Annotated in this window: 20 protein-coding genes; 9 read left to right on the forward strand and 11 right to left on the reverse strand. The window is 68.0% G+C overall.

What is annotated here, in order from left to right:
- From fliN to BMX85_RS19510, 7 genes are all read left to right on the forward strand, one after another.
- A complete protein-coding gene (gene fliN / locus BMX85_RS19480) occupies window positions 1–432 on the forward strand; it encodes a flagellar motor switch protein FliN (protein ID WP_090322382.1) in 432 nt (143 codons plus the stop codon).
- A complete protein-coding gene (gene fliO, locus BMX85_RS19485; protein WP_090322386.1) occupies window positions 429–1043 on the forward strand; it encodes a flagellar biosynthetic protein FliO in 615 nt (204 codons plus the stop codon). Before fliN ends, fliO begins: the two co-directional genes overlap by 4 nt.
- Complete coding sequence (gene fliP / locus BMX85_RS19490; RefSeq protein ID WP_090322391.1) at window positions 1033–1806, forward strand: flagellar type III secretion system pore protein FliP; 774 nt, start codon at window positions 1033–1035, stop codon at window positions 1804–1806. Before fliO ends, fliP begins: the two co-directional genes overlap by 11 nt.
- A gap of 9 nt (window positions 1807–1815) precedes the next feature.
- Window positions 1816–2085 (forward strand): flagellar biosynthesis protein FliQ, encoded by a 270-nt coding sequence (fliQ, locus tag BMX85_RS19495; RefSeq protein WP_090322394.1) that lies wholly within the window; start codon window positions 1816–1818, stop codon window positions 2083–2085.
- Between the two features lie 47 nt (window positions 2086–2132).
- Complete coding sequence (gene fliR / locus BMX85_RS19500; RefSeq protein WP_090322399.1) at window positions 2133–2975, forward strand: flagellar biosynthetic protein FliR; 843 nt, start codon at window positions 2133–2135, stop codon at window positions 2973–2975.
- A gap of 83 nt (window positions 2976–3058) precedes the next feature.
- On the forward strand, window positions 3059–11914 hold the full coding sequence (locus BMX85_RS19505; RefSeq protein WP_090322403.1) for an iron-regulated protein frpC: 8856 nt from the start codon (window positions 3059–3061) through the stop codon (window positions 11912–11914).
- A gap of 132 nt (window positions 11915–12046) precedes the next feature.
- On the forward strand, window positions 12047–14143 hold the full coding sequence (locus tag BMX85_RS19510) for a C1 family peptidase (RefSeq protein WP_090322409.1): 2097 nt from the start codon (window positions 12047–12049) through the stop codon (window positions 14141–14143).
- A 9-nt stretch (window positions 14144–14152) separates the two neighbouring features.
- Here BMX85_RS19510 and flgL read toward each other — a convergent pair whose 3' ends face one another.
- From flgL to flgB, 11 genes are all read right to left on the reverse strand, one after another.
- Window positions 14153–15415 (reverse strand): flagellar hook-associated protein FlgL, encoded by a 1263-nt coding sequence (gene flgL, locus BMX85_RS19515; RefSeq protein WP_090322412.1) that lies wholly within the window; start codon window positions 15413–15415, stop codon window positions 14153–14155.
- Between the two features lie 105 nt (window positions 15416–15520).
- On the reverse strand, window positions 15521–17479 hold the full coding sequence (flgK, locus tag BMX85_RS19520) for a flagellar hook-associated protein FlgK (protein ID WP_090322416.1): 1959 nt from the start codon (window positions 17477–17479) through the stop codon (window positions 15521–15523).
- Between the two features lie 96 nt (window positions 17480–17575).
- On the reverse strand, window positions 17576–18589 hold the full coding sequence (gene flgJ, locus BMX85_RS19525; protein ID WP_090322420.1) for a flagellar assembly peptidoglycan hydrolase FlgJ: 1014 nt from the start codon (window positions 18587–18589) through the stop codon (window positions 17576–17578).
- A 12-nt stretch (window positions 18590–18601) separates the two neighbouring features.
- Window positions 18602–19756 (reverse strand): flagellar basal body P-ring protein FlgI, encoded by a 1155-nt coding sequence (locus tag BMX85_RS19530; protein ID WP_090323782.1) that lies wholly within the window; start codon window positions 19754–19756, stop codon window positions 18602–18604.
- Between the two features lie 7 nt (window positions 19757–19763).
- Window positions 19764–20426, reverse strand: coding sequence for a flagellar basal body L-ring protein FlgH (locus tag BMX85_RS19535; RefSeq protein WP_090322424.1), 663 nt, complete (start codon window positions 20424–20426; stop codon window positions 19764–19766).
- Window positions 20427–20436: 10 nt separating this feature from the next.
- Window positions 20437–21219, reverse strand: coding sequence for a flagellar basal-body rod protein FlgG (flgG, locus tag BMX85_RS19540; protein WP_090322427.1), 783 nt, complete (start codon window positions 21217–21219; stop codon window positions 20437–20439).
- An 81-nt stretch (window positions 21220–21300) separates the two neighbouring features.
- Entirely contained in the window at window positions 21301–22041 is a 741-nt protein-coding gene (gene flgF, locus BMX85_RS19545; RefSeq protein WP_090322432.1) for a flagellar basal-body rod protein FlgF, read from the reverse strand.
- Window positions 22042–22068: 27 nt separating this feature from the next.
- A complete protein-coding gene (locus BMX85_RS19550; protein ID WP_090322437.1) occupies window positions 22069–23625 on the reverse strand; it encodes a flagellar hook protein FlgE in 1557 nt (518 codons plus the stop codon).
- A 23-nt stretch (window positions 23626–23648) separates the two neighbouring features.
- The gene (locus BMX85_RS19555; protein ID WP_090322441.1) at window positions 23649–24362 is read right to left on the reverse strand and encodes a flagellar hook assembly protein FlgD; all 714 of its coding nucleotides are present in this window, start codon (window positions 24360–24362) and stop codon (window positions 23649–23651) included.
- A 24-nt stretch (window positions 24363–24386) separates the two neighbouring features.
- Window positions 24387–24794, reverse strand: coding sequence for a flagellar basal body rod protein FlgC (flgC, locus tag BMX85_RS19560; protein WP_090322445.1), 408 nt, complete (start codon window positions 24792–24794; stop codon window positions 24387–24389).
- Between the two features lie 2 nt (window positions 24795–24796).
- Complete coding sequence (flgB, locus tag BMX85_RS19565) at window positions 24797–25222, reverse strand: flagellar basal body rod protein FlgB (RefSeq protein ID WP_090322449.1); 426 nt, start codon at window positions 25220–25222, stop codon at window positions 24797–24799.
- Between the two features lie 173 nt (window positions 25223–25395).
- On the opposite strand from flgB, the gene flgA reads away from it, so the two are divergent.
- The gene (flgA, locus tag BMX85_RS19570) at window positions 25396–26163 is read left to right on the forward strand and encodes a flagellar basal body P-ring formation chaperone FlgA (RefSeq protein ID WP_090322455.1); all 768 of its coding nucleotides are present in this window, start codon (window positions 25396–25398) and stop codon (window positions 26161–26163) included.
- 106 nt (window positions 26164–26269) lie between these two features.
- Window positions 26270–26584: a flagellar biosynthesis anti-sigma factor FlgM gene (gene flgM, locus BMX85_RS19575; RefSeq protein WP_090322458.1), complete on the forward strand. Its 315-nt coding sequence runs from the start codon at window positions 26270–26272 to the stop codon at window positions 26582–26584.
- Window positions 26585–26590: the final 6 nt, after the last annotated feature.

Here is a 26590-nt window from a genome sequence, read left to right on the forward strand (position 1 = left end):
ATGTCGGATAATCAAGACGACGATCAAAGCATGGACGACCCTTGGGGCGCCGCGATCGCCGAGCAAGCCCAGGCGGAAGCGGAAGCGCTGCAGGCGCAGCAAGCGCAGCAGGCCGCCAGCGCGGCCGTCTTCAAGGACTTCTCCGGCACGCCGAGCAAGACCGAGACGCACAACGATATCGACTTCATCCTCGACATCCCGGTCCAGCTGACGGTCGAACTGGGCCGCACCAAGATCGCCATCAAGAACCTGCTGCAACTGGCGCAGGGCTCGGTGGTCGAGCTCGACGGCATGGCCGGCGAGCCGATGGACGTGCTGGTCAACGGCTGCCTGATCGCCCAGGGCGAGGTGGTGGTGGTCAACGACAAGTTCGGTATCCGCCTGACCGACATCATCACGCCTTCCGAACGCATCCGAAAACTGAATAAATGAAGCACGGACCGACCCTTTCCCTGATCCTCGCGGCGGCCCTGGCCGCCGCGCCGGCGATGGCGCAGACCACCGCGCCGGCCGCCGGCAAGGCCGCGACGACGGCCGCGCCGGCGCCAACTGTCACCGCCCCGCCGGCCGTCCCGGCCACCGCCGACGCCGCGCCACCCGTACCCGCCGCCACCGAGGCGGCCACCCCGGCCGCGGCCACCGCGCCGGCCACGCGCCCCGGCCCGCTGGCGATGACGGTTCCGACGCCGCCGCCGGCCGCCGGCGCCGGCAGCCTGATGCAAACCACCTTCGCGCTGCTGTTCGTGCTGGCCCTGCTGGTGGGCGGCGCCTGGTTCCTCAAGCGCTTCGGCCCCAGGAACCTGGGCGGCGCCGGCGGCACCGTCAAGCTGGTCGGCTCGCTGAGCCTGGGCACGCGCGAGCGCATCCTGGTGGTCGAGGTCGGCGACCAATGGATCGTCGTCGGCGCCTCGCCGGGCCGCATGAACGCGCTGGCGACGATGCCGCGCCAGGAAAACAACGACGCGGCCGTTCCCGCCACCCTGCAAACGGCCAACTTCGCCGAGTGGTTCAAACAAACGATCGACAAGCGCAATGCGAAATAAACCGCAGGGTACCAAGTCCGCCGCGCTCAAATCGCTGCTGCTGGTGGGCGCGCTGGCGCTGCCGCTGCTGGCGGCGGCCCAGTCCAACATCGGCATCCCGGCGCTGAACGCGACGCCGGCGCCGGGCGGCGGCACCAACTACACCTTGCCGCTGCAAACCATGCTGTTGATGACGGCGCTGTCGTTCATCCCGGCGGCGTTGTTGTTGATGACGTGTTTCACCCGCATCATCATCGTGCTGTCGCTGCTGCGCCAGGCGCTGGGCACGCAGTCGGCGCCGCCGAACCAGGTGATGGTCGGGCTGGCGCTGTTCCTGACCCTGTTCGTGATGGGACCGACGTTCGACAAGATCTACAACGAGGCCTACCTGCCGCTGCAGGAAAACAAGATCACCATGACCGACGCGATGGACAAGGGCGCCGCGCCGCTCAAGACCTTCATGATGAAACAGACCCGCCAGGCCGACCTGGCGCTGTTCGTCAAACTGTCGCGCAGCCCGGCCCTGCAGGGGCCGGAGGACGTGCCGCTGCGCATCCTGGTGCCGGCCTTCGTCACCAGCGAACTGAAGACCGCGTTCCAGATCGGCTTCGCCATCTTCATCCCCTTCCTCATCATCGACATGGTGGTGGCGTCGGTCCTGATGTCGATGGGGATGATGATGATGTCGCCGGCGGTCATCTCGCTGCCGTTCAAGCTGATGTTGTTCGTGCTGGTCGACGGCTGGCAGTTGCTGCTCGGCTCGCTGGCGCAAAGTTTTTACTAGGAGCGCGCGATGACACCCGAAAGCGTCATGACCCTGGGCCGCCACGCGATGGAGGTGACCCTGATGATCGCCGCGCCGATGCTGCTGGTGGCGCTGATCATCGGCCTGATCGTCAGCATCTTCCAGGCCGCCACGCAGATCAACGAGGCCACGTTGTCGTTCATCCCCAAGCTGGTCGGCATCTTCGTGGCGCTGGTGGTGGCCGGCCCGTGGATGTTGTCGGTCATGCTCGACTATATGCGCGAGGTGTTCGGCGGCATTCCCAACCTTGTTGGCTAGATGCTATTAGTTCCGAAAAGAAATGTAACTGTGGGTAACAAACCCTCATGATTACCGTCGCCAGTGCCGATATCAACATGTGGATCGCAGGATTGCTGTGGCCGCTCACGCGGATCCTCGGCCTGCTGGCGGCCGCGCCGCTGTTCGGCAACAAGGCGGTGCCGGCCAGCGTCAAGGTGATGCTGGGCGTGATGCTGGCGGCGATCGTGGCGCCGGCCGTGCCGGCGCTGCCGGCGGCCGATCCGATGTCGCTGGCCGGGCTGCTGATCCTGGCGCAGGAGATGCTGGTCGGGCTGGCGATGGGCTTTAGCATCCGCATCATCTTCGCCGCCGTGGAGATGGCAGGGGAAATCTCCAGCCTGACGATGGGCCTGGGCTTCGCGACGTTCTTCGATCCGAACACGCAGGGGCGCTCGTCGGCGATCAGCCAGTTCCTGGCGCTGGTGGCGACCTTGGGTTTCCTGTCCGTCAACGCCCATCTGGTGCTGCTGTCGGCGCTGGTGGAAAGTTTTTCGTCGTTGCCGGTGTCGGCCACGCCGCTCTACAGCGGCGGCTTCAAGCAGTTGGCCGATTGGGGCGGACGGATCTTCAGCACCGGCGTCCAGCTGTCGCTGCCGATCGTGGCGGCGTTGTTGATCACCAACGTCGCGCTCGGGATCTTGACGCGCGCGGCGCCGGCGTTGAATTTGTTCGGGATCGGTTTTCCGATCACTTTAGGTGTGGGTTTGCTAGTGGTCGCCATGACACTGCCGTACCTGGCGACGCCGGTACAGAACCTCTTTTTGGATGGCATTGAACGGGCGCGGCTGATGCCGCGCACCTGGTCCCAGCGGCCCCCTCCCGTCGCGCCGGCAAGCTTGCCGAACCGACAACCGGGCCCGGCGCCATAGCGAGGTTCAATCGCCTTTCGGTAGTATTTGGTTTCCATGTGGCAATTTAGTGCGTATCATGGAAGCTCCCGGGAGACCAAGCAATGACTTCGATTATCACAGGCTTTACCACAGACGCGATCGCCAGCATGTCGACGGCACAGATCGCGAGCCTGTCGACCGAGGACTTGCAAGCCTTCAGTTCCGACCAGTTCTCCGTGCTGAGCACGGCGCAACTGCGCGCCATCGGCACCCGCCAGCTGGGCTTCCTGAGCGCCGACGGCCTGGCCGGCCTGACCACCGACCAGGTGCCGGCGCTGACGTTGCCGCAGGTGGCCGCGCTGACCACGCTCCAGATCGCCCTGCTGAGCACCGACCAGCTGGTCGCGCTGAGCACGCGCGAGATGACCGCCCTCGGCAGCCGCCAGCTCAACGCCCTCAACCACCTGCAGGTGGCCGCGCTCGAAACCGACGACCTGCGCGCGCTGCAAACGCTGCAGATCGCCACATTGGGGTCGAACCAGGTCGCCTCGCTGACGACCGACCAGCTCAACGCGCTGGCCACCCGGCAACTGGTGGCGCTGAGCACCGGCGCCATCCAGGCGCTCGGCGCCGATCAGCTGACCTCGCTGGCGACGGCGGCCATGGCGCGCCTGGCCACGCAGCAAATCAACGCCCTGACGGCCGAACAACTGGCGCTGGTGTCGACCGACCAGATCGCCGGCCTGTCGAGCGTGCAGATCGGCGCGCTGGCGACGGCCTCGCTGGCCGTGCTCACCAGCGACCAGATCGCCGCGATCGAGACGCGCGACCTGATCGCGCTGAGCGGGGCCCAGATCGCCCTGCTCAACGGCGACCAGCTCGCCGGCCTGAGCACCGACCAGGTGCACGCGCTGCGCAGCGACGCCATCGCCGCCCTCACCGTCAACCAGTTGCCGGTGCTGACGACCGACCAGATCGTGGCGCTGGCGTCGCTGGCGCCGTTGAACGCGGCGCAGATGGCCGCGCTCACCACCGACCAGCTGGCCGCGCTGACGACCCGCACCGTCTCCATGCTCGGCAGCGCCCAGCTGGCCGCGCTGCTGCCCGAGCAGGTGCAGGCGCTCACCACCGACCAGATCGCCGCCCTGGGCACCGCCCAGGTGGTGGCGCTGACCACCGCCATGGTGGCCCAGCTGACCACCGACCAGGTGGCCGCGCTCGAGACGCGCGACCTGGCCCGGCTCACCAGCGTCCAGATCCGCGTGCTCAACAACGACCAGTTGGCGGCGCTGACCACCGACCAGATGGCCGCCATGGCCAGCGACAACCTGGCCGCGCTGCTGCCCGGGCAGCTGGCCGCGCTCAGCACCGACCAGATCGCCGCGCTCAAGAGCCTGGCGCCGTTGGGCACCTTGCAGATGGCGGCGCTCACGACCGACCAGCTCGTGTCGCTGGAGACGCGCGACCTGGTGGCGCTGACCAGCACCCAGCTGGCGGCGCTGACGGCCGAGCAGGCGCAGGCGCTGACGGCGACCCAGATCGTCGACCTGACCGCCGCCCAGTACCGCGGCCTGAGCACCAACATGCTCAACGCGCTCACCAGCGCCCAGATCGGCCAGATCGAAACGCGCGACATCGCCGCGCTGCAATCGGCGCAGGTGGCGCGCCTGTCGACCGACCAGATCGTCGCCCTCAACAGCGACCAGTTCGGCGCGTTGACGAGCGCGGCCGTCGCCGTGCTCAGCACCGACCAGATCGGCGTGCTCACGAGCGACCAGGTCAACGCCCTGTCGAGCCTGGCCATGCTGTCGAGCGCGCAGATCGGCGGCATCACCACCGGCCAGCTGGCGTCGCTGACGACGCGCCACCTCGGCACGCTCACCAGCGGCCAGTTGCGCGCGCTGTCGCTGGAACAGGCGCAGGCGCTGACGACCGACCAGATCGTCGCGCTGAGCGCGGCGCAGCTGCGCGGGCTGGGTTCGGTGACGATCACCGCCCTCTCCACCGACCAGATCGCCGCCATCGAAACGCGCGACATCGCCGGCCTCGACACCATCCAGATCAACCAGCTCACCAGCGACCAGATCGCCGCGCTGGGCACCGCCCAGGTCGCCGCGCTCGACACCGCCGGCACCGTCGCGCTGTCGACCGACCAGATCGTCGCGCTGTCGACCGACCAGATCGACGCGCTGCGCTTCATCGCCGCGCTGAGCACGCGCCAGGTGCGGGCCCTCACGACCGCCCAGGTCGCCAGCATCACGACCGCCGACGTCAGCGCGCTGGCCACCCGCCAGGTCGGCGCGCTCGACAGCGGCCAGCTGGCCGCGCTCACGACCGACCAGATCGTCGCGCTCAACAGCGCGCAACTGGCGGCGCTGGGCGACGAGGCCGTCGCCGCGCTGAGCACCGACGCCATCGCCGCCATCGAGACGCGCGACTTCCGCGCGCTGCGCACGGCGCAACTGGCGCACCTTGGCACCGACCAGATCGTCGCGCTGACCACCGCCCAGCTGGCCGTGCTGGGCACGGCGGGCATCCGCGCGCTCGACGCCGGGCAACTGGCCGTGCTCAACAGCGACCAGATCGCCGCGCTGAGCGCGCTCACGCCGCTGAGCTCGCGCCAGATGGCGGCGTTGACGACCGACCAGATCGCCCAGATGGGCACGGCCGACTTCGTCTCGCTGCAAACGGCGCAGATCGCCGCGCTCAGCATCGAGCAGGCCGCCGCCATGACCAGCGACCAGGTGCAGGCGATGACGACGGCGCAATTGCGCGCGCTGGGCACCGACCGCATCGCCGCGCTCGGCACCGACCGCATCGCCGCGCTGCGCCTCGACGAGATCATGGCGCTGAGCACGCGCCAGATCGCCGCGCTCGGCAGCGACCAGCTCGACGCGCTGGCCAGCCGCCAATTGGGCGCGCTCACCACCGCCGAGGTGGCCGCGCTGACGGCGGCCCAGATCGCCAGCCTGGACGACGCGCAAATCGACGCGCTGGCCACGCTGTCGGCGCTGACCACGCGCCAACTGGGCGCGTTCAGCACCGACCAGTTGGCGCACCTGAACCTGGCCGACCTGGGCACCTTGCGCTCGCAGCAGATCGCCGCCCTCAACAGCGACCAGTTGATCGCGCTGACCACCGCCCAGATCGCCGGCCTGGCCACCGCCCAGGTGCGCGGCGTGTCGACCGCCAACATCGGCCTGTTGACGACCGACCAGATCGTCGCGCTCGGCAACACGGTGCTGGCCAGCCTGTCAACGCGCCAGATCGCCGCGTTGTCGACCGACCAGGTGGCGTCGTTGACGACCCGCCAGATCACCGTGCTGACCACCCAGGAAATCGCCGCGCTGACGGCCGCGCAGAAGGCCGCCCTCACCAGCGACCAGCTCGGCGCGCTGTCGTCGCTGGCGAGCTTCTCGACGGCGGCCATCGCCGCGCTCACCACCGACCAGATCGCTTCGCTGTCGCTGGCCATCGTCGCGAGCCTGACGACGCGCCAGATCGCCGCGCTCACCACCGACCAGATCGGCGCCCTGAGCACCAATGCGGTGGTGGCGCTGACCACCGCGCAAATCCGCGCGCTCGGCTCGGCCCAGATCGCCGCGCTGACCACCGACCAGGTGCCGGCGATCGAGCTGGCCGACGTGCTGGCGCTGTCGACGCGGCAAATCGCGGCGCTCACCACCGACCAGCTGGGCCGGCTCACCAACAGCCAGTTCGCGACGCTGAGCACGCAACACATCGCCGCCCTGACCACCGTCCAGATCGCCGCGCTCACGACCGACCAGGTGGCCAGCTTCGCCAACCTGGCGCCGCTGACGAGCCGCCAGATCGGCGCGCTGACCACCGACCAGATCGCCAGCCTGGCGCTCGACAAGATCGCCACGCTGCGCACCAACCAGATCGCCGGCCTGACCAGCGTCCAGGTGGGGGCGCTGACGACCAACCAGATCGTCGCGCTGAGCACCGCACAGGTGCGCAGCCTGAACGCCGCCACCCTGGCCGCGCTGTCGACCGACCAGGTGGCCGCGATCGAGGCGATCGACATCGCCGCGCTGGGCACCAACCAGATCACCATCCTCAGCAGCGACCAGCTGGCCGCGCTCACCGCCGGCCAGTTCGCCGCGCTGAGCACGCGCGCCATGGCCAGCCTGAAGAGCGCGCAGATCGCCGCGCTGTCGACCGCCCAGCTGGGCAGCCTGGCATCGCTGGCGCCGCTGACGACGCTGCAGATCCGGGCCCTGACCAGCACCCAGATCGACAGCCTGGGCCTGGGCCAGATCGCCACCCTGGCCACGCGCCAGCTCAACGCGCTGAGCAGCGCCCAGCTGCAGGCGATCAACACCAACCAGATCATCGCGCTCGAGACGCGCCAGGTGCGCGGCCTGTCGACGGCGGCGCTGGCGGCGCTGACGACCGACCAGATCGCCGCGATCGAACTGGCCGACATCGTCGTGCTCAGGACCGACCAGGTCGCCTCGCTGACGACCGACCAGGTGTCCGCGCTGACCCTGGTGCAACTGGCGAGCATGACCAGCCAGGAAATCGGCGCGCTGACCACGCGCCAGATCGCCGCGCTCAGCAACGCCCAGTTCGCCGCGCTGGGCAGCCTGGCCAGCCTGAGCACGCGCCAGGTGGCCGGCCTGTCGAGCGACCAGATCCTCGCGCTCACGCCGGAGCAGTTCGCCGCGCTGCGCACCGCCCAGATCGCCGCGTTCACGACCAGCCAGATCCAGTACTTCACCACCGACCAGATCCCGGCGCTGACCACCGCGCAGATCCGCGCCTTGTCGAACGCGGCCATCGCGGCGCTGACCACCGACCAGATCGCCGCGCTGGCCGGCGACGACCTGGCCGCGCTCAAGACCAGCCAGCTGGTGGTGCTGGGCAGCGACCAGCTGGCGGCGTTGTCGGCCGACCAGTACGGGGCCCTCACCAGCACCGAGATCTCGGCGCTGACGACGCGCCAGATCGGCTACCTGACGGCCGACCAGCTGGCCGCGCTGTCGAGCCTGAAGCCGCTGACGAGCGTGCAGATCGCCGCCCTCAGCACCGACCAGCTGGGCGCGATGACGGCCGAGCGCTTCGCCACCTTCGGCACGCGCCAGCTGGCCGCGCTGACCAAGAACCAGGCCGGCGGCCTGACCGCCGCCCAGCTGATCACGCTGTCGACCGGGCAGATCCGCGCCATCGCCACCGCCCTGCTGTCGCGCCTGGACCCGACCCTGATCGCGCAGATCGAGGTCGAGGACCTGGCCGCGTTCACCACCGCGCAGCTGCGCTCGCTCACGACCGACCAGGTCGTCGCGCTGACGCTGGACCAGTTGCACGCGCTCAGCAGCGCCGACATCGCCGCCTTCTCGCAGACCCAGCTGGGCGCGATGACGCCCGAGCAGGCCGCCGCGCTGGGCAACCTGGCCGACTACTCGACCGCGCAGATCGCCGCCATGTCGCTGGCGCGCATCGCCGCGCTGACCGCGCTCGACATCGAATTGCTCAACTCGCGCCAGATCGGCGCGCTGCAGACCGCGCAGATCGCCGTGTTCAGCGCCGAGCAGCTCGTCGCCTTGAGCGCGGCCCAGGTCGGGGCCTTGAGCCTGCCGGCGCTGCGCGCGCTCAGCGCCGCCCAGATCGCCGCCATCGAGGCGGCCGACATCCCCGGCCTGAAGACGGCGCAGATCCAGGCGCTGTCGACCGACCAGTTGCTGGCCTTCACCGCCGAGCAGGTCGGCGCGCTGACCACCCAGGAAGTGGCCAGCCTCAAGACGCAACAGGTGGCCGCGCTCAGCGCCGACCAGCTGCGCGCGCTGACCAACATCGGCGGCCTGACGACGGCCCAGGTGCGCGCGCTGAGCGGCGACCAATTGCAGGCGCTGCTGCCGGAGCAGATCGCCGCGCTGCGCACCGCGCAGATCGCCGCGCTGAGCGCCGCCCAGGCCGCCCTGCTGACGACCGACCAGATCGTCGCGCTGACCGCCGCCGAACTGCTGGCGCTGACCACGCGCGCGCTGGCCGGACTGACCGCCGAACAGATCGCCGCCATCGAGCTGGGCGACATCGCCGCGCTGCGCTCGACGCAGCTGATGTCGCTCACCACCGACCAGATCGCCGCGCTCAGCCTGGACCAGATCGCCGCCATTTCGACCGGCGCGATCTCGGCGCTGACGGTCAACCAGGCGCGCGCGCTGAGCGCCGACCAGATCATCAACCTGACGCCGACGCAGGCGGCCGCGCTGTCGACCCGGGCCATCGCCTCGCTCAGCGTCGACCAGTTCGCCGCGCTCGAACCGCTCGACCTGGCCGCGCTCAAGACCGCGCAGATCCGCGCGCTGACCTCGGCCGAGGTCAGCGGCATGACCAGCGTCCAGCTGATGGCGCTGACGGCGGCCCAGGTGGCCGCGCTCAGCGCCGCCCAGCTGGGCTACCTGACGCCGGAGCAGTTCGCGCTGCTCGACGTGATCGGCTCGTTCAGCACGGCCCAGGTGGCCGCGCTGAGCACCGAGCGCATCCAGGCGCTCAGCGACACCCAGCTGGCCGCGCTGAACAGCCGGCAGATCGGCGCGCTCACCAGCCGGCAAGTGCAGGCGCTGACCACGCACCAGATCCAGGCGCTGTCGGTCGAGCAGTGGCGCGCCCTCGGCACCGCCGCCCTGCGCGGCCTGTCGAGCGAGCAGATCGCCGCGCTGGAGATCGAGGACCTGGCGGGCCTGCGCTCGCAGCAGTTCGCGGCGCTGTCGACATTGCAGATTTCGCAGCTGAGCGTCGAGCAGTTCGGCGTGCTGTCGACGGCCGAACTGGCGGCGCTGACGGCGGCCCAGATGAAGGCCGTGTCGAACGCCCAGCTGGCCGGCCTGAGCACGTTGTCGGCCTTCACCAGCGCCCAGGTCGCCGCGCTGACGACCGACCAGCTGATCGCGCTCGGTATGGACCAGCTCGCCACGTTGCGGCCGGCCCAGGTCGCCGCGCTGACGCTGACGCAGTTGCGCGGCATCAGCACCGACCAGTTGGCCGCGCTCAGCACCGGCCAGGTGCGCGCCATCAACCTGACCGCGTTGGCGGGGCTGAGCACCGACCAGATCGCCAGCATGGAGATCGAGGACATCGGCGCGCTCAGCGACGCCCAGGTCGACGCCCTGACCCGGCCGCAGATCGCCGCGCTGACGTTGGCGCAGGTGGGCGTCCTGAACACCTCGCAGATCGAGGCCATCAGCGTGGCCGACGTCGGCGCGTTGTCGACCGGGCAGATCAACAGCCTGCGCACGCTGTCCGCGCTCAACCTCGGCCAGGTGGCGGCGCTGACCACGCAGCAGGTAAGCGCCATCGACGGCGACCACTTCGCCACGTTGCGCTCGGCGCAGCTCGGCGGGCTGAGCTTGGGCCAGGTGGCGCAGCTGACCGCCGGCCAGCTCGGCGCGCTGAGCACCCGCCAGCTGCCCGGCCTCAACCTGGTCGCGCTGAGCACGCTGCAAATCGGCACGCTGAACCTGGCGGCGGTCGCCGCCCTGAGCTCGGTGCAACTGAGTTCGCTCAAGACCAGCCAGCTGGGCGCGCTCACGATCGAGCAGTTCACGGCGCTGAGCACGCGCGCCCTGGCCGGCCTGGACGTGACCAAGATCCGCGGCCTGACCACCAGTCAGCTCGGCTCGCTGAGCTCGCTTAATACCTTCACCGCCGGCCAGATGACCGGCTTCACGTCGTCCCAGATCGCCGGCCTCGGCGCCGAGATGATCGGCAACCTGCGCACCAACCAGTTGGCCGCGCTGGGCGCGGCGCAGGCGCTGGGCCTGACCACCGCCCAGGTGGCCAGCCTGGAGGCGCCGCAGGTCGTGGCGCTGAACGCGTCGGTGTTCAACGCCTTGAATTCCGACCAGATCCAGATGCTCGACGCCAACGACATCGTCGCGCTGCGCACGGCGCAGGTGGCGGCGCTATCGGCCGCCACCATCGCCAACCTGAGCGCCAACCAGGTCGCCGCGTTCACCACGGCGCAGGTGCGCTCGCTCAAGGCGCTGCAGATCGCCGCGCTCACGTCCGACCAGGTCGCCGCGCTGACGGTGGCCGAGCTGTCGGCCTTCACGATGGCGCAGGCCGGCGCGTTCAGCGCCGACCAGCTGGCCGCGCTGAGCGACGAGCAGCGCGCGGCGTTGCTGACCAGTCCGTTGATCCTCGACCTCGACGGCAACGGCGTGCGCACCCTGGCGCTGGAGGCCGGCGTCCGCTTCGACCTGCACGCCGACGGCCGGCAGGTCGCCACCGGATGGGTCGGCCAGGGCGACGGCCTGCTCGCGCTGGACCGCAACGGCGACGGCGCCATCAACGACGGCGGCGAGCTGTTCGGAACCAGCACGGCCACCGCCGGCGGCGGCAAGGCACGCGACGGCTTCGCCGCGCTGGCCGAGCTCGACGCCAACGGCGACGGCGTCGTCGACGCGAAGGACGCGCAGTTCGGCGACCTGCGGGTGTGGGTGGACGCCAACGCGGACGGCGTCAGCCAGAGCGGCGAGCTGCGCACGCTGGACGCGCTCGGCATCGCCAGCGTGAACGTCGGCGCCACCAGGACCAGCGCACTGGACAACGGCAACTGGATCGGACTGGAATCGGGCTACACCAGCGCCGACGGCGCCGTCCACCAGGTGGCCGACGTCTGGTTCCGGGCCGAGCGCGCCGGCGCGCCGGCTGGCGGGGGCGGCACCGGGGTTGCCACCGGGTTTGCCACCGGGGTTGCCACACAGGTGAGCGCGATGGCGCAGGCGCTGGGCGGCTACGCGCAGGCGCAGGCGGCGCCCACCGCTGCCGGACAATTGACGATGGCGGCCGGCATGACGGCACCCGCGAGCGCATTGGACAGCAGTGTCGCCGCCCTCGGCGACCAGATGCGGCAATACCATGCCGGCACCGGCTTGAGCGGCGCGGCGACGGCGCACGGCGACGAGTGGTTCCGCAAGCCGGCGCCGGCCGGTATGCTGGCCGCCAGGTAGGGCCGGCGCGGCATCCGACAGCGGCAAGCCTCGTGCTTGCCGTTTTTTTTGCGCCGTCCGTTTGCACTTTGTAATTTACACAACGTTGATTCCTTCGTAGACTAGCGTCGATACCTCCACCGGTCGACCAGCATGCCCACGCGAAAAATCAAGCTCGGCGCCAAAACCGTACAACTGGACGCGCGCGCGGACCGGCTCGACCTGCGCGACCGCCGCTACGCGCCGCCGATCGCCTCGCTGCCGCCGCGCTGGCCCGACGACGCCACGCTGCGCCGGCTGCTGCCGCCGTACATCAAACGGGGACTGGTGCTGGACCAGGACAAGGACGGCGCCTGCACCGGCTACGGCCTGGCGGCCACCGTCAACTTCCTGTTGTGGACGAACGCGAAAAACAACAAGGATTTCACCGGCGTCAGCCCGCACATGCTGTACGACTTGGCGCGCTTCTACGACGAATGGCCGGGCGAGGATTACGACGGCTCGAGCTGCCGTGGCGCCATGAAGGGGTGGAACAAGCACGGCAGCTGCGCAGATGCGCTGTGGACCCGCAGCGTGCACGCGGCCGGCGCCAGCGCCTACCGCCCCGCCGACGACTGGGCGCGCGACGCGCTGGCGCGCCCGCTGGGCACCTACTACCGCGTCGACAGCGCCTCGCTGACCGACATGCAGGCGGCCATCCACGAGATCGGCGCCATTTATGTGTCGGCGGCCGTGCACGAGGGCTGGGCGCTCGGCCCCAGCCGGTCACAGGCGCCGGGCCAAGGCCACGACGGCCTGCCCGACATCGCCTGGCGCGACGGCGCCGAGGCGACCGGCGGCCACGCGTTCGCGCTGGTCGGCTACAACGAGCGCGGCTTCGTGGTGCAGAATTCCTGGGGCGCGGACTGGGGCGCGGGCGGCTTCGCCGTGCTGGCTTATCCGGACTGGCTTGCCAACGGCACCGACGCCTGGGTCGCCGCGCTGGGCGTGCCGCGGGTGGAACAGGCGCTGCCGCCGTCGCGCGCGCGCCGCATCGGCCAGTCGCTGGCGTCGGGCGACACGCATCCCCGTGCCGCGCCGCGCGCCGGGTTGGCCGCCGCGGCGGCCACGGCGGCCCAGCCGTGGAGCACCGAGGCCGCCTACGAGCACGCGCTGGTGGCCGGCAACAACGGCGCGGTGCGCATCGGCCGTCCCGACATCGGCCGCGCCGGCGACCTGGTCGAACGGGTGGCGCTGGAAAACGTCGACCGCTGGCTGCGCGGCGCCGAGGGCGCCAGCAAGAAAATCGTCGTCTACGCCCATGGCGGCCTCAACGCGGAAGCCGACGCGATCCGGCGCATCCGTGTCATGGGCCCGTACTTCATGGCCAACGGCGTCTATCCGCTGTTCTACACCTGGCGCACCGGCATCCTCGACACCGTCGCCGGCGCGCTGGACGACGCGCTCGGCGCCGTCGCCGGCCAGTCGCTGTTCGGCGGCCTGGCGGCCGAGGCCCGCGACAAGCTGCTGGAGGCGGCCGCCCACAACGTCAAGTGGGCGTGGAACGAGATGAAGGCCAACGCCGCCGGGGCCGCGCTGGACGGCGGCGCGCTGCACCTGCTGGCGGCCGCCCTGGTGCGCCTGCGCAGCGCCCATCCCGGGCTGGAATTGCACCTGGTGGGCCATTCGGCTGGTTCCTTCGTGCACGGCCACCTGCTCGACCTGTGCCAGGCCGCCGGCCTGCCGGTGGCCTCGGTGACGCTGTACGCGCCGGCCTGTTCGCTCGACTTCGCGGCGCGCCACTACCAGGCCAGGGTGGCGGACGGCTTCATCGCCGCCGACCGCTTCTGGCTGCACCTGCTGTCGGACGTGAGCGAGCGCGCCGACACGGTCGGGCCGTACGGCAAATCGTTGCTGTATCTGGTGAGCCGGGGGTTCGAAAACGTCCGCAAGACGCCGCTGGCGGGCCTGCAGCGCCTGCTGTACCGGGGCGCCAACCAGCACGACGACGATCTGTGGAAGCCGGCCGACTGGCCGCGGGTGAAGGCGTGGCGCGCGTGGGTGGCGGCGCTGCCGCCGCAGGCCGACGGCGCCGCCGCCTGCGAGGTCACGAGCGACCGGGTCCGGGTGTCGGCGACGCGCAGCGAACAGGCCAGCCACGGCGGCTTCGACAACGATATCCGCGTGCTCGGCCGCACCATCAACCGGGTGCTGGGCCGCTCGCCGTCGGCGCCGCTGGCGGTGCCGGTCGCGGACCTGGGCTTCGACTAGCCGGGACGACTAGCTGATGTAGTTGAACAGCGACAGGCCGGACAAGGTCTTGAACGACTTTTGCGCCGCGTCCAGGTTGGTCTGCTGCTGCGTGAACAGCGAGATCGCCTTGACCACGTCGACGTCCTGCAGGCCGGACAAGGTGGTCGCGTATTGCAAGTTGAGGTCGTCGCCGGAGCTGTCGAGGTAGTCGAGCTCCTTGAGCCGCGAGCCGACCGCCGACTCGATCGACAGCATGTTGTCGTAGGCGCTGTCGACGTTCAGGTGCGCCTGGTTGAGCTTGTTGCTGAGGCTGGCCTGGCCGGCCGGGCCGTCGCCGGGCGCGCGCAGCGCCGAGATGATGTCGGTGATGGTGGTAAACACCGACTGCTTGGTGCTGGGCTCGACGCTGAAGCTGTCGAGGTCGGCCGGATCGCCCTTGATATCGAATTGCATGCCGTCAAAGGTGATGTTTTGCCCGCTGACATACGGTTGCGGCACGGCCGGCACCGGCGTGGCCGGCACCGGCTGGTTCAAGGTCAGGTCGGTGACGGTGTAGGTGGTCACCTTCGGCACGCCGGGCGAGGCCGGCACCACCTGGAAATCGATCTGGTAGCGGTTGCCGGTCAGCTGGGTGGCGTCCTTGACCGAGCCGCCGCTGATGATGCCGCTGCCGCCGCGGTCCAGATTGCCGGGCGCCGCGCCGGTGACGAAGGTGCCGTTGCCGGTGGCGTTGTTCTCGTACACGGACGCGCCCGAATCGCTGATCGGCAAGGTGCGCGTCGAGCCCACCTGCAGCGAGCGCTGCCCCTGGTCGCCCTGGTAGGCGGCGCCGGTGGCCGTTTGCGTGAACGGCAACGTCGTCGATTTGTAGCCGGAGAACACATAGCCGCCGACCCCGTCCGAGCTGTTGGCCTGGCCCAGCAAATCCTGCAGCCTGCCCTCGAGCTCGACGGCCAGCGACTCCCGGTCCTTTTGGGTCATGCTGCCGTTGCCGGCGTTGACCAGCAGCGTCTTAATGTCCTGCATGATCGTGCCCGAACTGTGCAGCGCCACCGTTTCCAGCGACAGCATGCCCTTGGCGTTGGCGCGGTTGGTCACCAGCTGCGTGTTGATGCCCTGCGATTGCGTCACTTCGAGCGCGCGCGCGGTGGCGATCGGATCGTCGGCGGCGGTCAGGTTCTTGCGCCCGGTGGACAACTGCGACTGGGTGCGCGCGAGCGCCGACTGCAGCGAGCTGATCTGCCCGACGCCGACGTCGTAGATGGTCTTGGAACTGATGCGCATGATCATGATGCTACCTCGTCAATATTCTGTATCGGGCGCCGAGCCGCCCGCTGGTTTCGCCCATTCGGTGCGACTTGGTTTTGCCACTTGGTTTTGCCACTTGGTTTCCACTTAATTGCCCAGGCTCAGCAAGGTGTCGAACAGCTGGCTGGCCACCTGCATCACCTTGCCCGACGCCTGGTAGGCCTGCTGGTAGCGTAACAGATTGGCCGCTTCCTCATCCAGATTCACGCCCGACACGCTTTGCTGCGCGTTGGTGGCCTGCGCCACGGCGGCGTCGGCGGCGGCGCCGCCGATCTGCGCCTCGCGCGCCTTGTTGCCGACATAGTTGACCATCTGCGCATAGGTGGTCTGGAAGTTGGCATTGCCGTTGTCCATCGTGTTCTTGGTCTGCAGCGCCGCCAGCAAGGCGCCGTTGCGGCTGTCGCCCACGCCGCTGGTGTTGGGGCCGACCGTGAATTTGTCCAGATCGGCCGGCGTGCCGCTGATGGCCAGGTTGATGCCGCCGAAGCTGATGGCCGCGCCGTCCGTGTACGGAATGCTCGCCGTGCCGGCCGGATACACTGTGGCCGTGCCGTTGACCGTCACCGTCACGTCCTGCCCGGCCGGGAAGCCCGACAGCGAACCGCTGGCCTTGTCGAAGGTCAAGGTCACCGGCGCGGTCAGCGCGTTGCCCGGCGTCAGGTAGTTGGCGTCGACGGTGCCGGCCGTGATCTTGGCGTTGCCGGCGTTGGTGGTCGGCGCAGTGGTCGAGATCGGCGCGGCCAGCGCGATCTTGGTGCGGTCCTCGACCAGCACGTCGAAATCCTTGGCGGCGTTGTAGGTCGGCCGCACCAGGAAATTGTCGTTGGCGGCCGGCGTGCCGGTGATGGTGTAGGCCACGCCGTCGATCACTTGCGGCTCGGTCTGCGGGAACGGGTTGATCTGCGTGACCTGGCCGTCGCTGAGGCGCTTGACGCTGAAACTGGTGCCGTCGAAGTCGACGCTGTAGTCGCTCGCCGTCAAGGCGCTGGCGTCCTTGACCACGGCGGTGACGTCGGCGGTGCTGCTCGCCAGGTTGTTCGCATTGGTGCCGACGTAGGCGTTGATCGGGCCGAAGAAGGCGGTGCCGAGGGCGCCGTTCTGGTCCTGGCCCAGCTCGTGCTGGGCGTTGAAGGTGACGGCGATGGCGGCCGCCACCTGGCCCAGCGAATTTTGCGCGCGGTCCATGGCGCCGTTGCGGAACTCCAGCAGGCCGCCCAGCTGGCCGCCGGTCAGCACCCGGTCCGGCAGCGGGCTGAAGCCGCCGGTGTCGGCCAGGTAGCCGACCGTGACGCGCGAAACGTCGGTCGGCGAGGTCGACGTGCCCAGGGTGAAGGCCTTGTTGCCCACCACCAGCGGCTGGCCGGTGCCCATCTGCACCGTCAGCGAATTGTTGTCGCCGGCGATGACGGTGGTCTTGACCAGCTTGTTCAGTTCGGTCAGCAGCGCGTCGCGGTGGTCCAGCAAGTCGTTGGGCGCCTTGCCGTCGGTGCTGAGCCCGGCGATAGTATTGTTGAGTTCGGCGATCTGGCGGGCGAAGGAATTGATCTCGCCGACGTTCGAGACGATCTGGCCGTTGACGCCGGAGGCGATTTCCGACAGGCGCGCGCTCATGCCCTGGAAGCGCGCCGCCAGCGACTCGGCGCTCGACAGCATGGCCTGGCGCGACGCGGCCGAGGCCGGATTGGAGGTGGCGTCCTGGACGCCGTTGAAGAAGTCCTGCATCGCCGGCGACAAGCCGGCGGTCGGATCGGCCAGCAGGTTGTCGATCTGGCTGATCTGCTTGCTGTACACATCGAGCGAGGCCTGGTTCGACTCGGCGTTGCGCAGCTGGGTGGCGAGGAAGTTGTCGTAGTAACGGCGCACGGCCGCCACCTCGGTGCCGGTGCCGACGAACCCGAAGCCCTTGTCCTGCGTCGGCGTGTCGACCTGGATCGCCACCTGACGGCTGTAACCGGGCACGCCAGCGTTGGTGATGTTGTTGCCGGTGGTTGCCAGCCCCACCTGCGCTGCCAACAGACCGCTTTTGCCGATGCTGAGAAGACTCATGATGTTTTACTCTTAGTTATTATTGGTAACGGCGGCGCGCCGGAAAACTTGAATCAACGTTGCATGAACCGCCACGGCGCGCCCGGCCGCCACCGGTCAGCCGGCCAGCGAGCGCGTGATGATGCTGGTCAATTTGGCCGCGTATTGCGGGTCGGTGGCGTAGCCCGCCTTCTGCAAGCCCCGGGCGAAGCTGCTGGCGTCGCCGCCGCTGGCGAGCACCTTCTCGTAGCGTGGATTGTTCGACAACAATTTCGCGTAATCCTTGAAGCTGTCGGCGTAGCTGTCGTAGGCGCGGAATTTCTCGACGCGGGTCTGGGCCTTGCCGTTGACGTATTCGGTGGTGGTGGCGTCGACCGTCTTGCCCTTCCAGTCGCCGCCGGCCTTGATGCCGAACAGGTTGTGGCTGTTGGTGCCGTCGCGGCCCTTGATCTCGCGCTTGCCCCAGCCGCTCTCGAGCGCCGCCTGGCCCAGCATGAACTTGGCCGGAATGCCGGTGGCCAGGCTGGCCTCCTCGGCGTGGGCCGACAGCTTCTCCTGGAAGCTGCGCACGTGCGGCGCCTGCGAGCCGCGGTTGCCGCTGACCGTCGCCGCGGTTTTACCCACCCCTGCGCTGTTGTCGTCGACCGCCCCCGTTTTAGGGGCGACGTTGGCGGCGCCGGCGCCGCCGGCCGCCGCGATGGCCTTTTGCAGCTTGGCGTCCATCAGGCTGGCCACGCCGCTGAAGCTGCCCGCGTTGGCGCCGCTGGCGCCGTCGCCGGCGCCGCCGATGTCGAGCGCCTTGGCGTCGGCGGTCTTGGTCAGCTGGCGGATCAGCACGTCGGACAGGCCGATGCCCTTCTTGGCGATGTTCTGGCTGGTCTGCTGGTCGAGCATGGTGGTGAACATCTTGGTCTGCTCGCTGTTCATCATGCCGTCCTGCGGCGAGGCGTCGCGCATGCTCTTCATCATCATGTTGACGAACATGGCCTCGAACTGGGTGGAGGCGGTTTTCAGCGACTCGGCGCCGCCGGCCTTGGCCGACTGGCGCAGCGCGCCCATGTCCTTGACGTCGAGCGCGAACTTGCTGCTCAGATTACTGCCGAGGTCGTTGGATGTCTTGGGACTGGTCATGGCGAACTCCGCTTAAATAATTTCCAGCTCGGCGCGCAGCGAGCCGGCGGCTTTCATGGCCTGCAGGATCGACAGCAGGTCCTGCGGCGTGGCGCCGATGGCGTTGAGCGCCTTGACCACTTCGGCCAGCGAGGCGCCGCCCTTGACCATCATCACCTTGCCGCTATCCTTCTTGATATCGACGCTCTGGTTGGGCGTGACGACGGTGCGGCCGCCGGCCAGCGCGTTGGGCTGGCTCACCTGCGGATCGGCTGTCACCGAGACTGACATATTCCCGTGGGAAATGGCGCACGTTTCAAGCGTCACGGCGCGGTTCATCACCACCGAGCCGGTGCGCGCGTTCATGATGACTTTGGCGGGCTGCTCGGCCGGATTGACTTGCATGTCCTGCAAGGTGCCGATGAACGTCACGCGCTGGTCGCTGCCGCTGGGCGACTGCACGCGGATCACGCGGCTGTCGAGCGCGTAGGCGATGCCCGGGCCGTATTTGTCGTTGATGGCCTCGACCACGCGGCTGGCGGTGGCGAAGTCGGCGGTGTTCAGTTCCAGCTTGATCTGGTTGCCCTCGCCCAGGTTGGAGGCGACGGCGCGCTCGACCGTTGCACCCGCGGAAATCTTGCCCACGCTCAGGTGGTTGACGGTCAGCGAACTGCCGCCGGCGCCACCGGCGGCGACGCCGACGCCGCCCACCAGCACGTTACCCTGGGCCATGCCGTAGACCTGGCCGTCGGCGCCCTTCAAGGGCGTCATCAACAAGGTGCCGCCGCGCAGGCTCTTGGCGTTGCCCATCGACGAGACGGTGATGTCCAGGGTCTGGCCCGGCTGCGCGAACGGCGGCAAGGAGGCGGTGACCATGACGGCGGCGACGTTCTTCAGTTGCAGCTGGGTGCCCTGCGGCAGGTTCACGCCCAGTTGCTGCAGCATCGACACCACGCTTTGCACGGTGAACGGGGTTTGCGTGGTCTGGTCGCCGCTGCCGTCAAGGCCGACGACGATGCCGTAGCCGATCAGCTGATTCTGGCGCACGCCGGCGATGCTGGCCAGGTCGCGCAGGCGCTCGGCGTGGGCGCTTTGCACCATCGACGCCAGCAGCACGAACGCCAGCGCGATCGCCACCAGCTTGCAGATTTTGACGACGCGGCGCGGGGCGTGGGTCAGGTTGTTCATCATGGCCTCAGAACGGCAGCAGGCTTTGGAAGAAGCGCGAGGCCATCGAGGCCATTTCCGCGCGGTCGACCTGGCTGCTGGTGCGGTATTCGACCTTGGCGTCGGCCACGGCGGTCGAGGCCACGGTGTTGCCGGTGGCGATGTTGTCGGGATTGATCATGCCGGAGAAGCGGATGAATTCGACGCCCTTGTTCATCGCCACCTGCTTCTCGCCGGCCACGATCAGGTTGCCGTTCGACAGCACCTCGACCACCGTCACGCCCATGGTGCCGGTGAAGGCGTTGCTGGCGGTCTGGTTGTCGCCGTCGCTGTACTTGCTTTCGTTGGTCACGGCCAGCGGGTTGCCGAACGTCGATTGCAGCGGCTTGGGCAGCGCCACGCTGACATTGCCGGACTTGTTGCCCGAGCTGGTGCCGGCCTTGTTGGCGGTGGTGCGTTCGGTAATGACCAGGGTCAGCACGTCGCCCACCTGGCGCGCGCGGCGGTCCTCGAAGATCGGGCGGAAAGCCGCGCCCTGGTAGATGGCGCCGTTGTTGGGCTTGGCGGCCAGTTGCTCGGCGTTGAGCGGGCGCGCCGACATCGGCGTGTTGACGATCGAGGTCGGCGTGCTCATGCAACCGCCCAGGGCGGCCGCGGCGATGATCGAGAGTGCGGAAAATGCGTGTTTCATGGTCTGCCCCTTACAGCTGCGCCAGCTTGGCCAGCATCTGGTCGGACGTGGTGATGGCCTTGGAATTGATTTCGTAGGCGCGCTGGTTCTGGATCATGTTGACCATCTCCTCGACCACGTTGACGTTGGACGTTTCGACAAAGCCCTGCAGGATCACGCCGGTGCCGTTGGTGCCCGGGGTGTTGGTCTGCGGATTGCCCGACGCGCCGGTCTCGACGTACAGGTTCTCGCCCTTCGACTCGAGCCCGGTCGGGTTGATGAAGGTCGACAACTGGATGCTGCCGATCTGCTGCGGCGCGACCTGGCCGGGCAACGTCACCGAAACGGTGCCGTCGCGGCCGACGGTGATGCTTTGCGCGGTGATCGGGATGGTGATGGCCGGCTGCAGCACGAAGCCGCTGGAGGTGACCATCTGGCCGTTGTTGTCGCGCTGGAAGGAGCCGTCGCGGGTGTAGGCGGTGGTGCCGTCGGGCAGCAGCACGTTGAAGAAGCCGTTGCCGTTGACCATCAGGTCCTTGTCGTTGCCGGTCGACTGCGGATTGCCCTGGGTGTGGACGCGTTCGATCGCGACGGGACGCACACCGGTACCGAGCTGCATGCCCGATGGCAGGTTGGTCTGTTGCGACGATTGGCCGCCGGGCTGGCGGATGTTCTGGTACAGCAGGTCTTCGAAGACGGCGCGCGACTTTTTAAACCCGTTGGTGCTGACGTTGGCCAGATTGTTGGACGTGACGTCGAGCGCGGTCTGCTGCGCTTCCATGCCCGTCTTGGCGATCCAAAGTGAACGTATCATTTTCCTTCTCCCGTAGCATGGATGGGAGCGGCCAGAAGCGACAGCTACTCATCCCACACCACCATTATGCGGGAGAGGTCATCAACCCAAAGCGAGGATCTGGGTGGCTTTTGCGGCGTTATTCTCGGCGTTCTTCAACAGGCTCATTTGCATCTCGAACTGCCTTGCCAAGCTGATCATATTGACCATGGAATCGACCGGATTGACGTTGCTGCCCTCGACCGCGCCGTCGACCACGCGCACCAGCGGATCGTTCTGCGCCGGCGTGCCGTCCTTCTGGCGGAACAGGCCGTCGTTGCCGCGCACCAGGCCCTTGGGGTCCGGATTGACCAGCTTGATGCGGCCCAGCGTGTTGGACGGGCCGGGCTGATAGTCGGTCGAGACGGTGCTGACGGTGCCGTCGCCGGCGATCATCACCGTCACGTCCGGCGGAATGGCGATCGGGCCGCCGTCGCCGATCAGGGTCTGGCCGCCGGCCGTTTGCAGCAGGCCGTTTTCGCTAACCTTCAGGCTGCCGTTGCGGGTGTAGGCCTCGGAACCGTCCGGCGACTGCACGGCGATCCAGCCCTGGTCGCGGATGGCGATGTCGAGCGGCCGGCCGGTGGTCTGGATCGGCCCGGCGCGCATGTCGGCGCCGACCGTCGAATCGACCACGAAGGCGCGCGTTTGCAAGCCCTCCGACACCACCGGCACGGCGCGGAAGCTGTCGAGCTGCGCGCGAAAGCCGGTGGTGTTGACGTTGGCCAGGTTGTTGGACGTGGTCGCTTGCTGCTCCAGCACGTGCCGCGCCCCGGTCATCGCGGTGTAGATCAGACGGTCCATGGTTTACTCCTTCATTAACGCAGCTTATTACCTCAGATTCACCAGGGTCTGCATGATGCCGTCCTGGGTCTTGATCGTTTGCGCGTTGGCCTGGTAGACGCGCTGCGCGGTGATCATATTGACCAGTTCGGCCGTCAGGTCGACGTTCGACGTTTCCACCGAGCTGGCGCGCAACGATCCCATCGAACCGGCGTTCGGTACGCCCACTTGCGGAGGACCCGAGTTCGAGCTTTCCGCCCAGGCGTTATTGCCCAGCGGGGTCAGGCCGTCGACGCTGGCGAAGTTGGCCATGGCAATCTGGCCCATGGCGCGCGACTTGCCGTTGCTGTACTGGCCCAGGATCACGCCGTTCTCGTCGATCGCGTAACGCTGCCACGAACCGGCCGAGTAACCGTCCTGGGTCGAGCCCAGGTCGTTGGTCACGCTGCCGTACTGGGTGGTCTTGTCGAACGTGGTCAGCACCGTCATCGGCTGTTCCGCGCCGGTGTCCGGGAAGATCGGCAAGGTGATCGAGAACGGCAGGGTTTGCGCCGGCACCAGGGCAGCCATGGCGCCCGGGCTGAGCGCGCCATTGCGGTCGAACACCAGGGTGCCGACTTTGACGGCTGGCACGGTGACGGCGGCGGCCAGCTTGGCGGCGATGTCGTCCGGCGTCATGTCGACAATCGCGCCGCTGCTGGTCGGGTCGAGCGCGGCGAGCGCGGCGTCCAGGGAGGCCAGCTGTTCGGGCGTGGCCGCGGCCGGCGGCGTGGTGGCCGCGGTGGTCATCGCCGCGTGGGCGGCTGTCGCGTAGGCGAAGGCGGTCTGGTTGATGATGTCCTGGTCGGGCGGCGCGGCGCGCACAGCGTCATTGTAGGCGGTACGGGCCGCGACCACGCCGGGTTCGAGGTTGATCGACGCGACCACGCCGGCGGACACGATTTCCTTGTTGTCGGCCGATGCATACACGTCCCAGGTATTGGCGTCGGTCTTGACGTAGTACGTGGTCATGATGTGCGAGGTGCCCAGGCTGTCGTAGACGTTGAGCACGGTCTGCTTGTTGTACGAGTTCGGGTCGTTCGCATTGAACGGGTTCACTTTCGGCACTTTCTCGGCCGAACTGAGGTTCATCTGGAAGTTGGCCTTGGTGGTCTGCACCGGCGTCAGGTCGGACTTGTCCAGGGTCAGCGGCACCGGCGCGCCGAGCTGGATCACGCCGGCCGTGTTCGACAGGTAACCGGTCAGCTGCGCGCCCTGGGCGTTGACCAGCGTGTGGGTGTTATCTTCGTGGAACTGGCCGTTGCGCGAGTACTGCACCGCGCCATTGACCACCATGCGGAAGAAGCCGCCGCCGTTGATCGACACGTCCAGCGGGTTGTTGCTGGTTTCGATATTACCCTGGGTGAACTGCTGGGCGATCTTGGAGGTCGTCACACCGATGCCCGGGTTGTTGCCGGAGACGCCGTTGAGCGAGTTGGCGTACAGGTCCGCAAACTGGGCTTGCGAACCCTTGAACCCGACCGTGCTGGCATTGGCGATGTTGTTGCCGATGACGTCCAGCGATTTGGATGCGGCGTTCAGGCCGCTCAGTCCTTGTTGGAACATGGTATTCCCCTATGGTGTGAGACTTACAAAACTTCCTTGATTTCGGCCATCGTGAAATGGCCGAGCGAGGTATTCAGTTTGACGCCGGCCGCGCCGGTCGACACGCTGGCGACGGCCGCCAACTGCAACTGCGTGGCGTCGGTGAGCGTCTTGCCGGTGCTGGCGGCCTTGACGCTGAAGGTGTAGCTGCCCGCCGGCGCCGCGGCCTTGTCGTCCATGGTGCCGTCCCAGGTGATCGGGTAGGTGCCGACGTCGACGTTTTTCATCGACATCGTGCGCACCACCTTGCCGGTCTTGTCCATGATGCTGATGTCGACCGTCTCGGCCGGCGAAGCCAGGTCGACGCCGAACACGCTGCTGCTGGTCTTGACGCCGGCCGCGTCGGTGCTGGTGCTCAGTTCGATACCCTTGCCCGCCACCAGCACGCCCTTGCCGATCAGGCTGACCGCGTTCATCGATTGCGCGCTGGCCTGGTCGGTGCGCAGCGATTCGAGCGTGGCGTTGACCTTGTTGATGCCGGTCACCGTCGACAGCTGCGCCAGCTGGCTGGTCATGGCGGCGTTGTCCATCGGATTGAGCGGATCCTGGTTCTTCAGCTGCGTGATCAGCAGCTTCATGAACTTGTCCTGGTCGGCGCCGATGTCGTTGCTGGTCGACGCCGTGTTGCTGGTGGCGCTGTTGGTGGTGTTGTACGTCGACGCCTTGGGCGTGTCGATGATGCCGCTGGTGGTGGCCATGGTGGGGCTCTCTTAGGATACGTGTTAGTTCTGGCCGATGGTCAGCGTTTTCGCCAGCAGCGACTTGGCCGCGTTCATCGTCTCGACGTTGGTCTGGTACGAGCGCGACGCCGACAGCATGTTGACCATCTCGTCGACCACGTTGACGTTGGGCATGGTGACGTAGCCCTTGTCGTCGGCCATCGGATGCTTGGGGTCGTACATCTGCTTCATCGGCGACTGGTCCTCGACCACCTTGCGCACGCGCACGCCGGTCGAATCGCCATTGGCCGTCGGCGTGGCCTCGAACACCACCTGGCGGGCGCGGTAGGCCTCGCCGCTGGCGCTGGTGGCGCTGTCGGCGTTGGCCAGGTTGGAGGCGACCACGTTGAGGCGCTGCGCCTGGGCGCTCATGGCCGAACCGGAGACATCGAAGATTTTAAATAATGACATGATTAGTTCCCTGACTGGATCGCCGCCATCATCCCTTTGATCTGGGCGTTGATCATGGTGACGCCGGCCTCGTAGCGGATGGCGTTGTCGGCGAACTGGTTGCGTTCGACGTCCATGTCGACCGTGTTGCCGTCGACGGCGCCCTGCACCACGCCGCGGTACAACAGCGGCGTGCCGTCGCCCAGCGTGCCACCGGTTTGCTGGGGGTTGGGGAAATGCTTGGCGGCGGTGGTCTTGAGCGTGGCGTTCGCGCTCGGGCTGGCCTTGTCCAGCGCGGCCTTGAGCGCGCTGCCGAAATCGACGTCGCGGGCCTTGTAATTGGGCGTATCGGCGTTGGCGATGTTGGACGCCAACACCGTCTGCCGCTGCGAGCGCAGGCTCAGAGCGGCTTCGTTAAAGCGCATGTAATCGTCGAGTTTACCAAGCATGACAACCTCCGGATACCGCCCAAACAGTGGACGAACTTGTTATGACAGGATTCATCATACGGAGTTGCTCCAGTGAACCATCGACAGAGAAGCACCCGCTTTTCCGCGCTATTCAAGCTTTCAAGTCGGGGCCGCCGGACTATGATGGCAATATTGAAGGGGAAACCTACGCCATGACATCACGCCTCACACCCAAAGCACGTCCAGCCATCCGCCTGGCCGCCCTCGCTCTGTTGTCGGCGGCGGCAGCGGCCGCGCACGGCCAGCAGAATCCGGCCAACCAGGCCGGCCAGCCGGCGCAGCCGCGCCAGGCCGCCTACCATGACCGCGCCGCCCTCAAGCGCACCGTGGAGGAGTTCCTGCAGGTGCAGACCGGCGGCCTGCCGGGCCAGGTGACGGTCGCCGTGGGCGCCATCGACCCGCGTATGAGCCTGGCCCCCTGCCCGGCGCCGCAAGCCTTTTTCATGCCCGGCGCGCGCGCCTGGGGCAAGACCACCGTCGGCGTGCGCTGTGCGACACCGTCGGCGTGGACGGTATATATTCAAGCCAGCGTGACGGTGATCGGCGAGTACGTCGCCAGCGCCGCGCCGCTGGCCCAGGGCCAGGCCATCGACGCCGGCCAGCTGGTGATGCTGAAGGGCGATTTGACAATGTTGCCGGCCGGGATAGCCACCGACATCAGCCAGGTGGTCGGCCGCAGCAGCAATAGTTCGTTGCCGCCGGGCACACCGATGCGTATCGACACCCTGCGCACCAAGCCGGTGGTGCAATCCGGACAACTGGTGCGGCTGGTGTCGAGCGGTTCGGGTTTCAGCGTGTCGGCCGAGGCGCGCGCCATGGGCACGGCGGGCGACGGTCAGGTGGTCCAAGTAAAAACTTCCGGTGGGCAACAAATCACCGGGATCGCCAAGGCGGGCGGACTGGTGGAGGTGGCGTTTTGAGCGAACGCCGGGTTCTGATGACGCGCGGGGCTAAAGTTTTCCCGGCGCGCGCCGTTACATACTCAGATCCCGGGGCTTTAGGCCCCAACCAGAGAAGGATGATGCTGTGAAAATCAACGATACTTTAAAGAACACGACCGGCTTGCCGGCGTCGAACGCGGCCCCCGCCTCGACCGCGCGCGGCGCGGACAAGGCGGCGCCGGCGCCGACCGCCACCAGTTCGGAAAGTGTGCGCCTGTCGCCCCAGGGCCAGGCCATGGCGGCCAGCGCGGCCGGCGGCAGCAGCGGCGTGTTCGACACCAAAAAGGTCGAGCGCATCAAGCTGGCCATCGCCGACGGCCAGTTCCAGGTCAACTCGGAAAAAGTAGCGGATGGCTTGCTCGATACGGTCAAGGATCTGCTGCACTCACGAAAGCGTTAGGATAGT

This window comes from Duganella sp. CF517, assembly GCF_900110275.1.
In the GTDB taxonomy this organism is placed as follows: Bacteria; Pseudomonadota; Gammaproteobacteria; order Burkholderiales; family Burkholderiaceae_D; genus Rugamonas.

Excerpts from the sequence above, each read along its gene's own strand:
- flgJ (WP_090322420.1), bottom strand. The coding sequence starts at position 18,589 with ATGACCAGTCCCAAGACATCCAACGACCTCGGCAGTAATCTGAGCAGC.
- BMX85_RS19505 (WP_090322403.1), top strand. The coding sequence starts at position 3,059 with ATGACTTCGATTATCACAGGCTTTACCACAGACGCGATCGCCAGCATG.
- BMX85_RS19510 (WP_090322409.1), top strand. The coding sequence starts at position 12,047 with ATGCCCACGCGAAAAATCAAGCTCGGCGCCAAAACCGTACAACTGGAC.
- BMX85_RS19535 (WP_090322424.1), bottom strand. The coding sequence starts at position 20,426 with ATGAAACACGCATTTTCCGCACTCTCGATCATCGCCGCGGCCGCCCTG.
- flgF (WP_090322432.1), bottom strand. The coding sequence starts at position 22,041 with ATGGACCGTCTGATCTACACCGCGATGACCGGGGCGCGGCACGTGCTG.
- flgA (WP_090322455.1), top strand. The coding sequence starts at position 25,396 with ATGACATCACGCCTCACACCCAAAGCACGTCCAGCCATCCGCCTGGCC.
- flgC (WP_090322445.1), bottom strand. The coding sequence starts at position 24,794 with ATGTCATTATTTAAAATCTTCGATGTCTCCGGTTCGGCCATGAGCGCC.
- flgB (WP_090322449.1), bottom strand. The coding sequence starts at position 25,222 with ATGCTTGGTAAACTCGACGATTACATGCGCTTTAACGAAGCCGCTCTG.
- BMX85_RS19555 (WP_090322441.1), bottom strand. The coding sequence starts at position 24,362 with ATGGCCACCACCAGCGGCATCATCGACACGCCCAAGGCGTCGACGTAC.
- fliO (WP_090322386.1), top strand. The coding sequence starts at position 429 with ATGAAGCACGGACCGACCCTTTCCCTGATCCTCGCGGCGGCCCTGGCC.
- BMX85_RS19530 (WP_090323782.1), bottom strand. The coding sequence starts at position 19,756 with ATGAACAACCTGACCCACGCCCCGCGCCGCGTCGTCAAAATCTGCAAG.
- fliP (WP_090322391.1), top strand. The coding sequence starts at position 1,033 with ATGCGAAATAAACCGCAGGGTACCAAGTCCGCCGCGCTCAAATCGCTG.
- fliQ (WP_090322394.1), top strand. The coding sequence starts at position 1,816 with ATGACACCCGAAAGCGTCATGACCCTGGGCCGCCACGCGATGGAGGTG.
- fliR (WP_090322399.1), top strand. The coding sequence starts at position 2,133 with ATGATTACCGTCGCCAGTGCCGATATCAACATGTGGATCGCAGGATTG.
- BMX85_RS19550 (WP_090322437.1), bottom strand. The coding sequence starts at position 23,625 with ATGTTCCAACAAGGACTGAGCGGCCTGAACGCCGCATCCAAATCGCTG.
- flgL (WP_090322412.1), bottom strand. The coding sequence starts at position 15,415 with ATGATCATGCGCATCAGTTCCAAGACCATCTACGACGTCGGCGTCGGG.
- flgG (WP_090322427.1), bottom strand. The coding sequence starts at position 21,219 with ATGATACGTTCACTTTGGATCGCCAAGACGGGCATGGAAGCGCAGCAG.
- fliN (WP_090322382.1), top strand. The coding sequence starts at position 1 with ATGTCGGATAATCAAGACGACGATCAAAGCATGGACGACCCTTGGGGC.
- flgK (WP_090322416.1), bottom strand. The coding sequence starts at position 17,479 with ATGAGTCTTCTCAGCATCGGCAAAAGCGGTCTGTTGGCAGCGCAGGTG.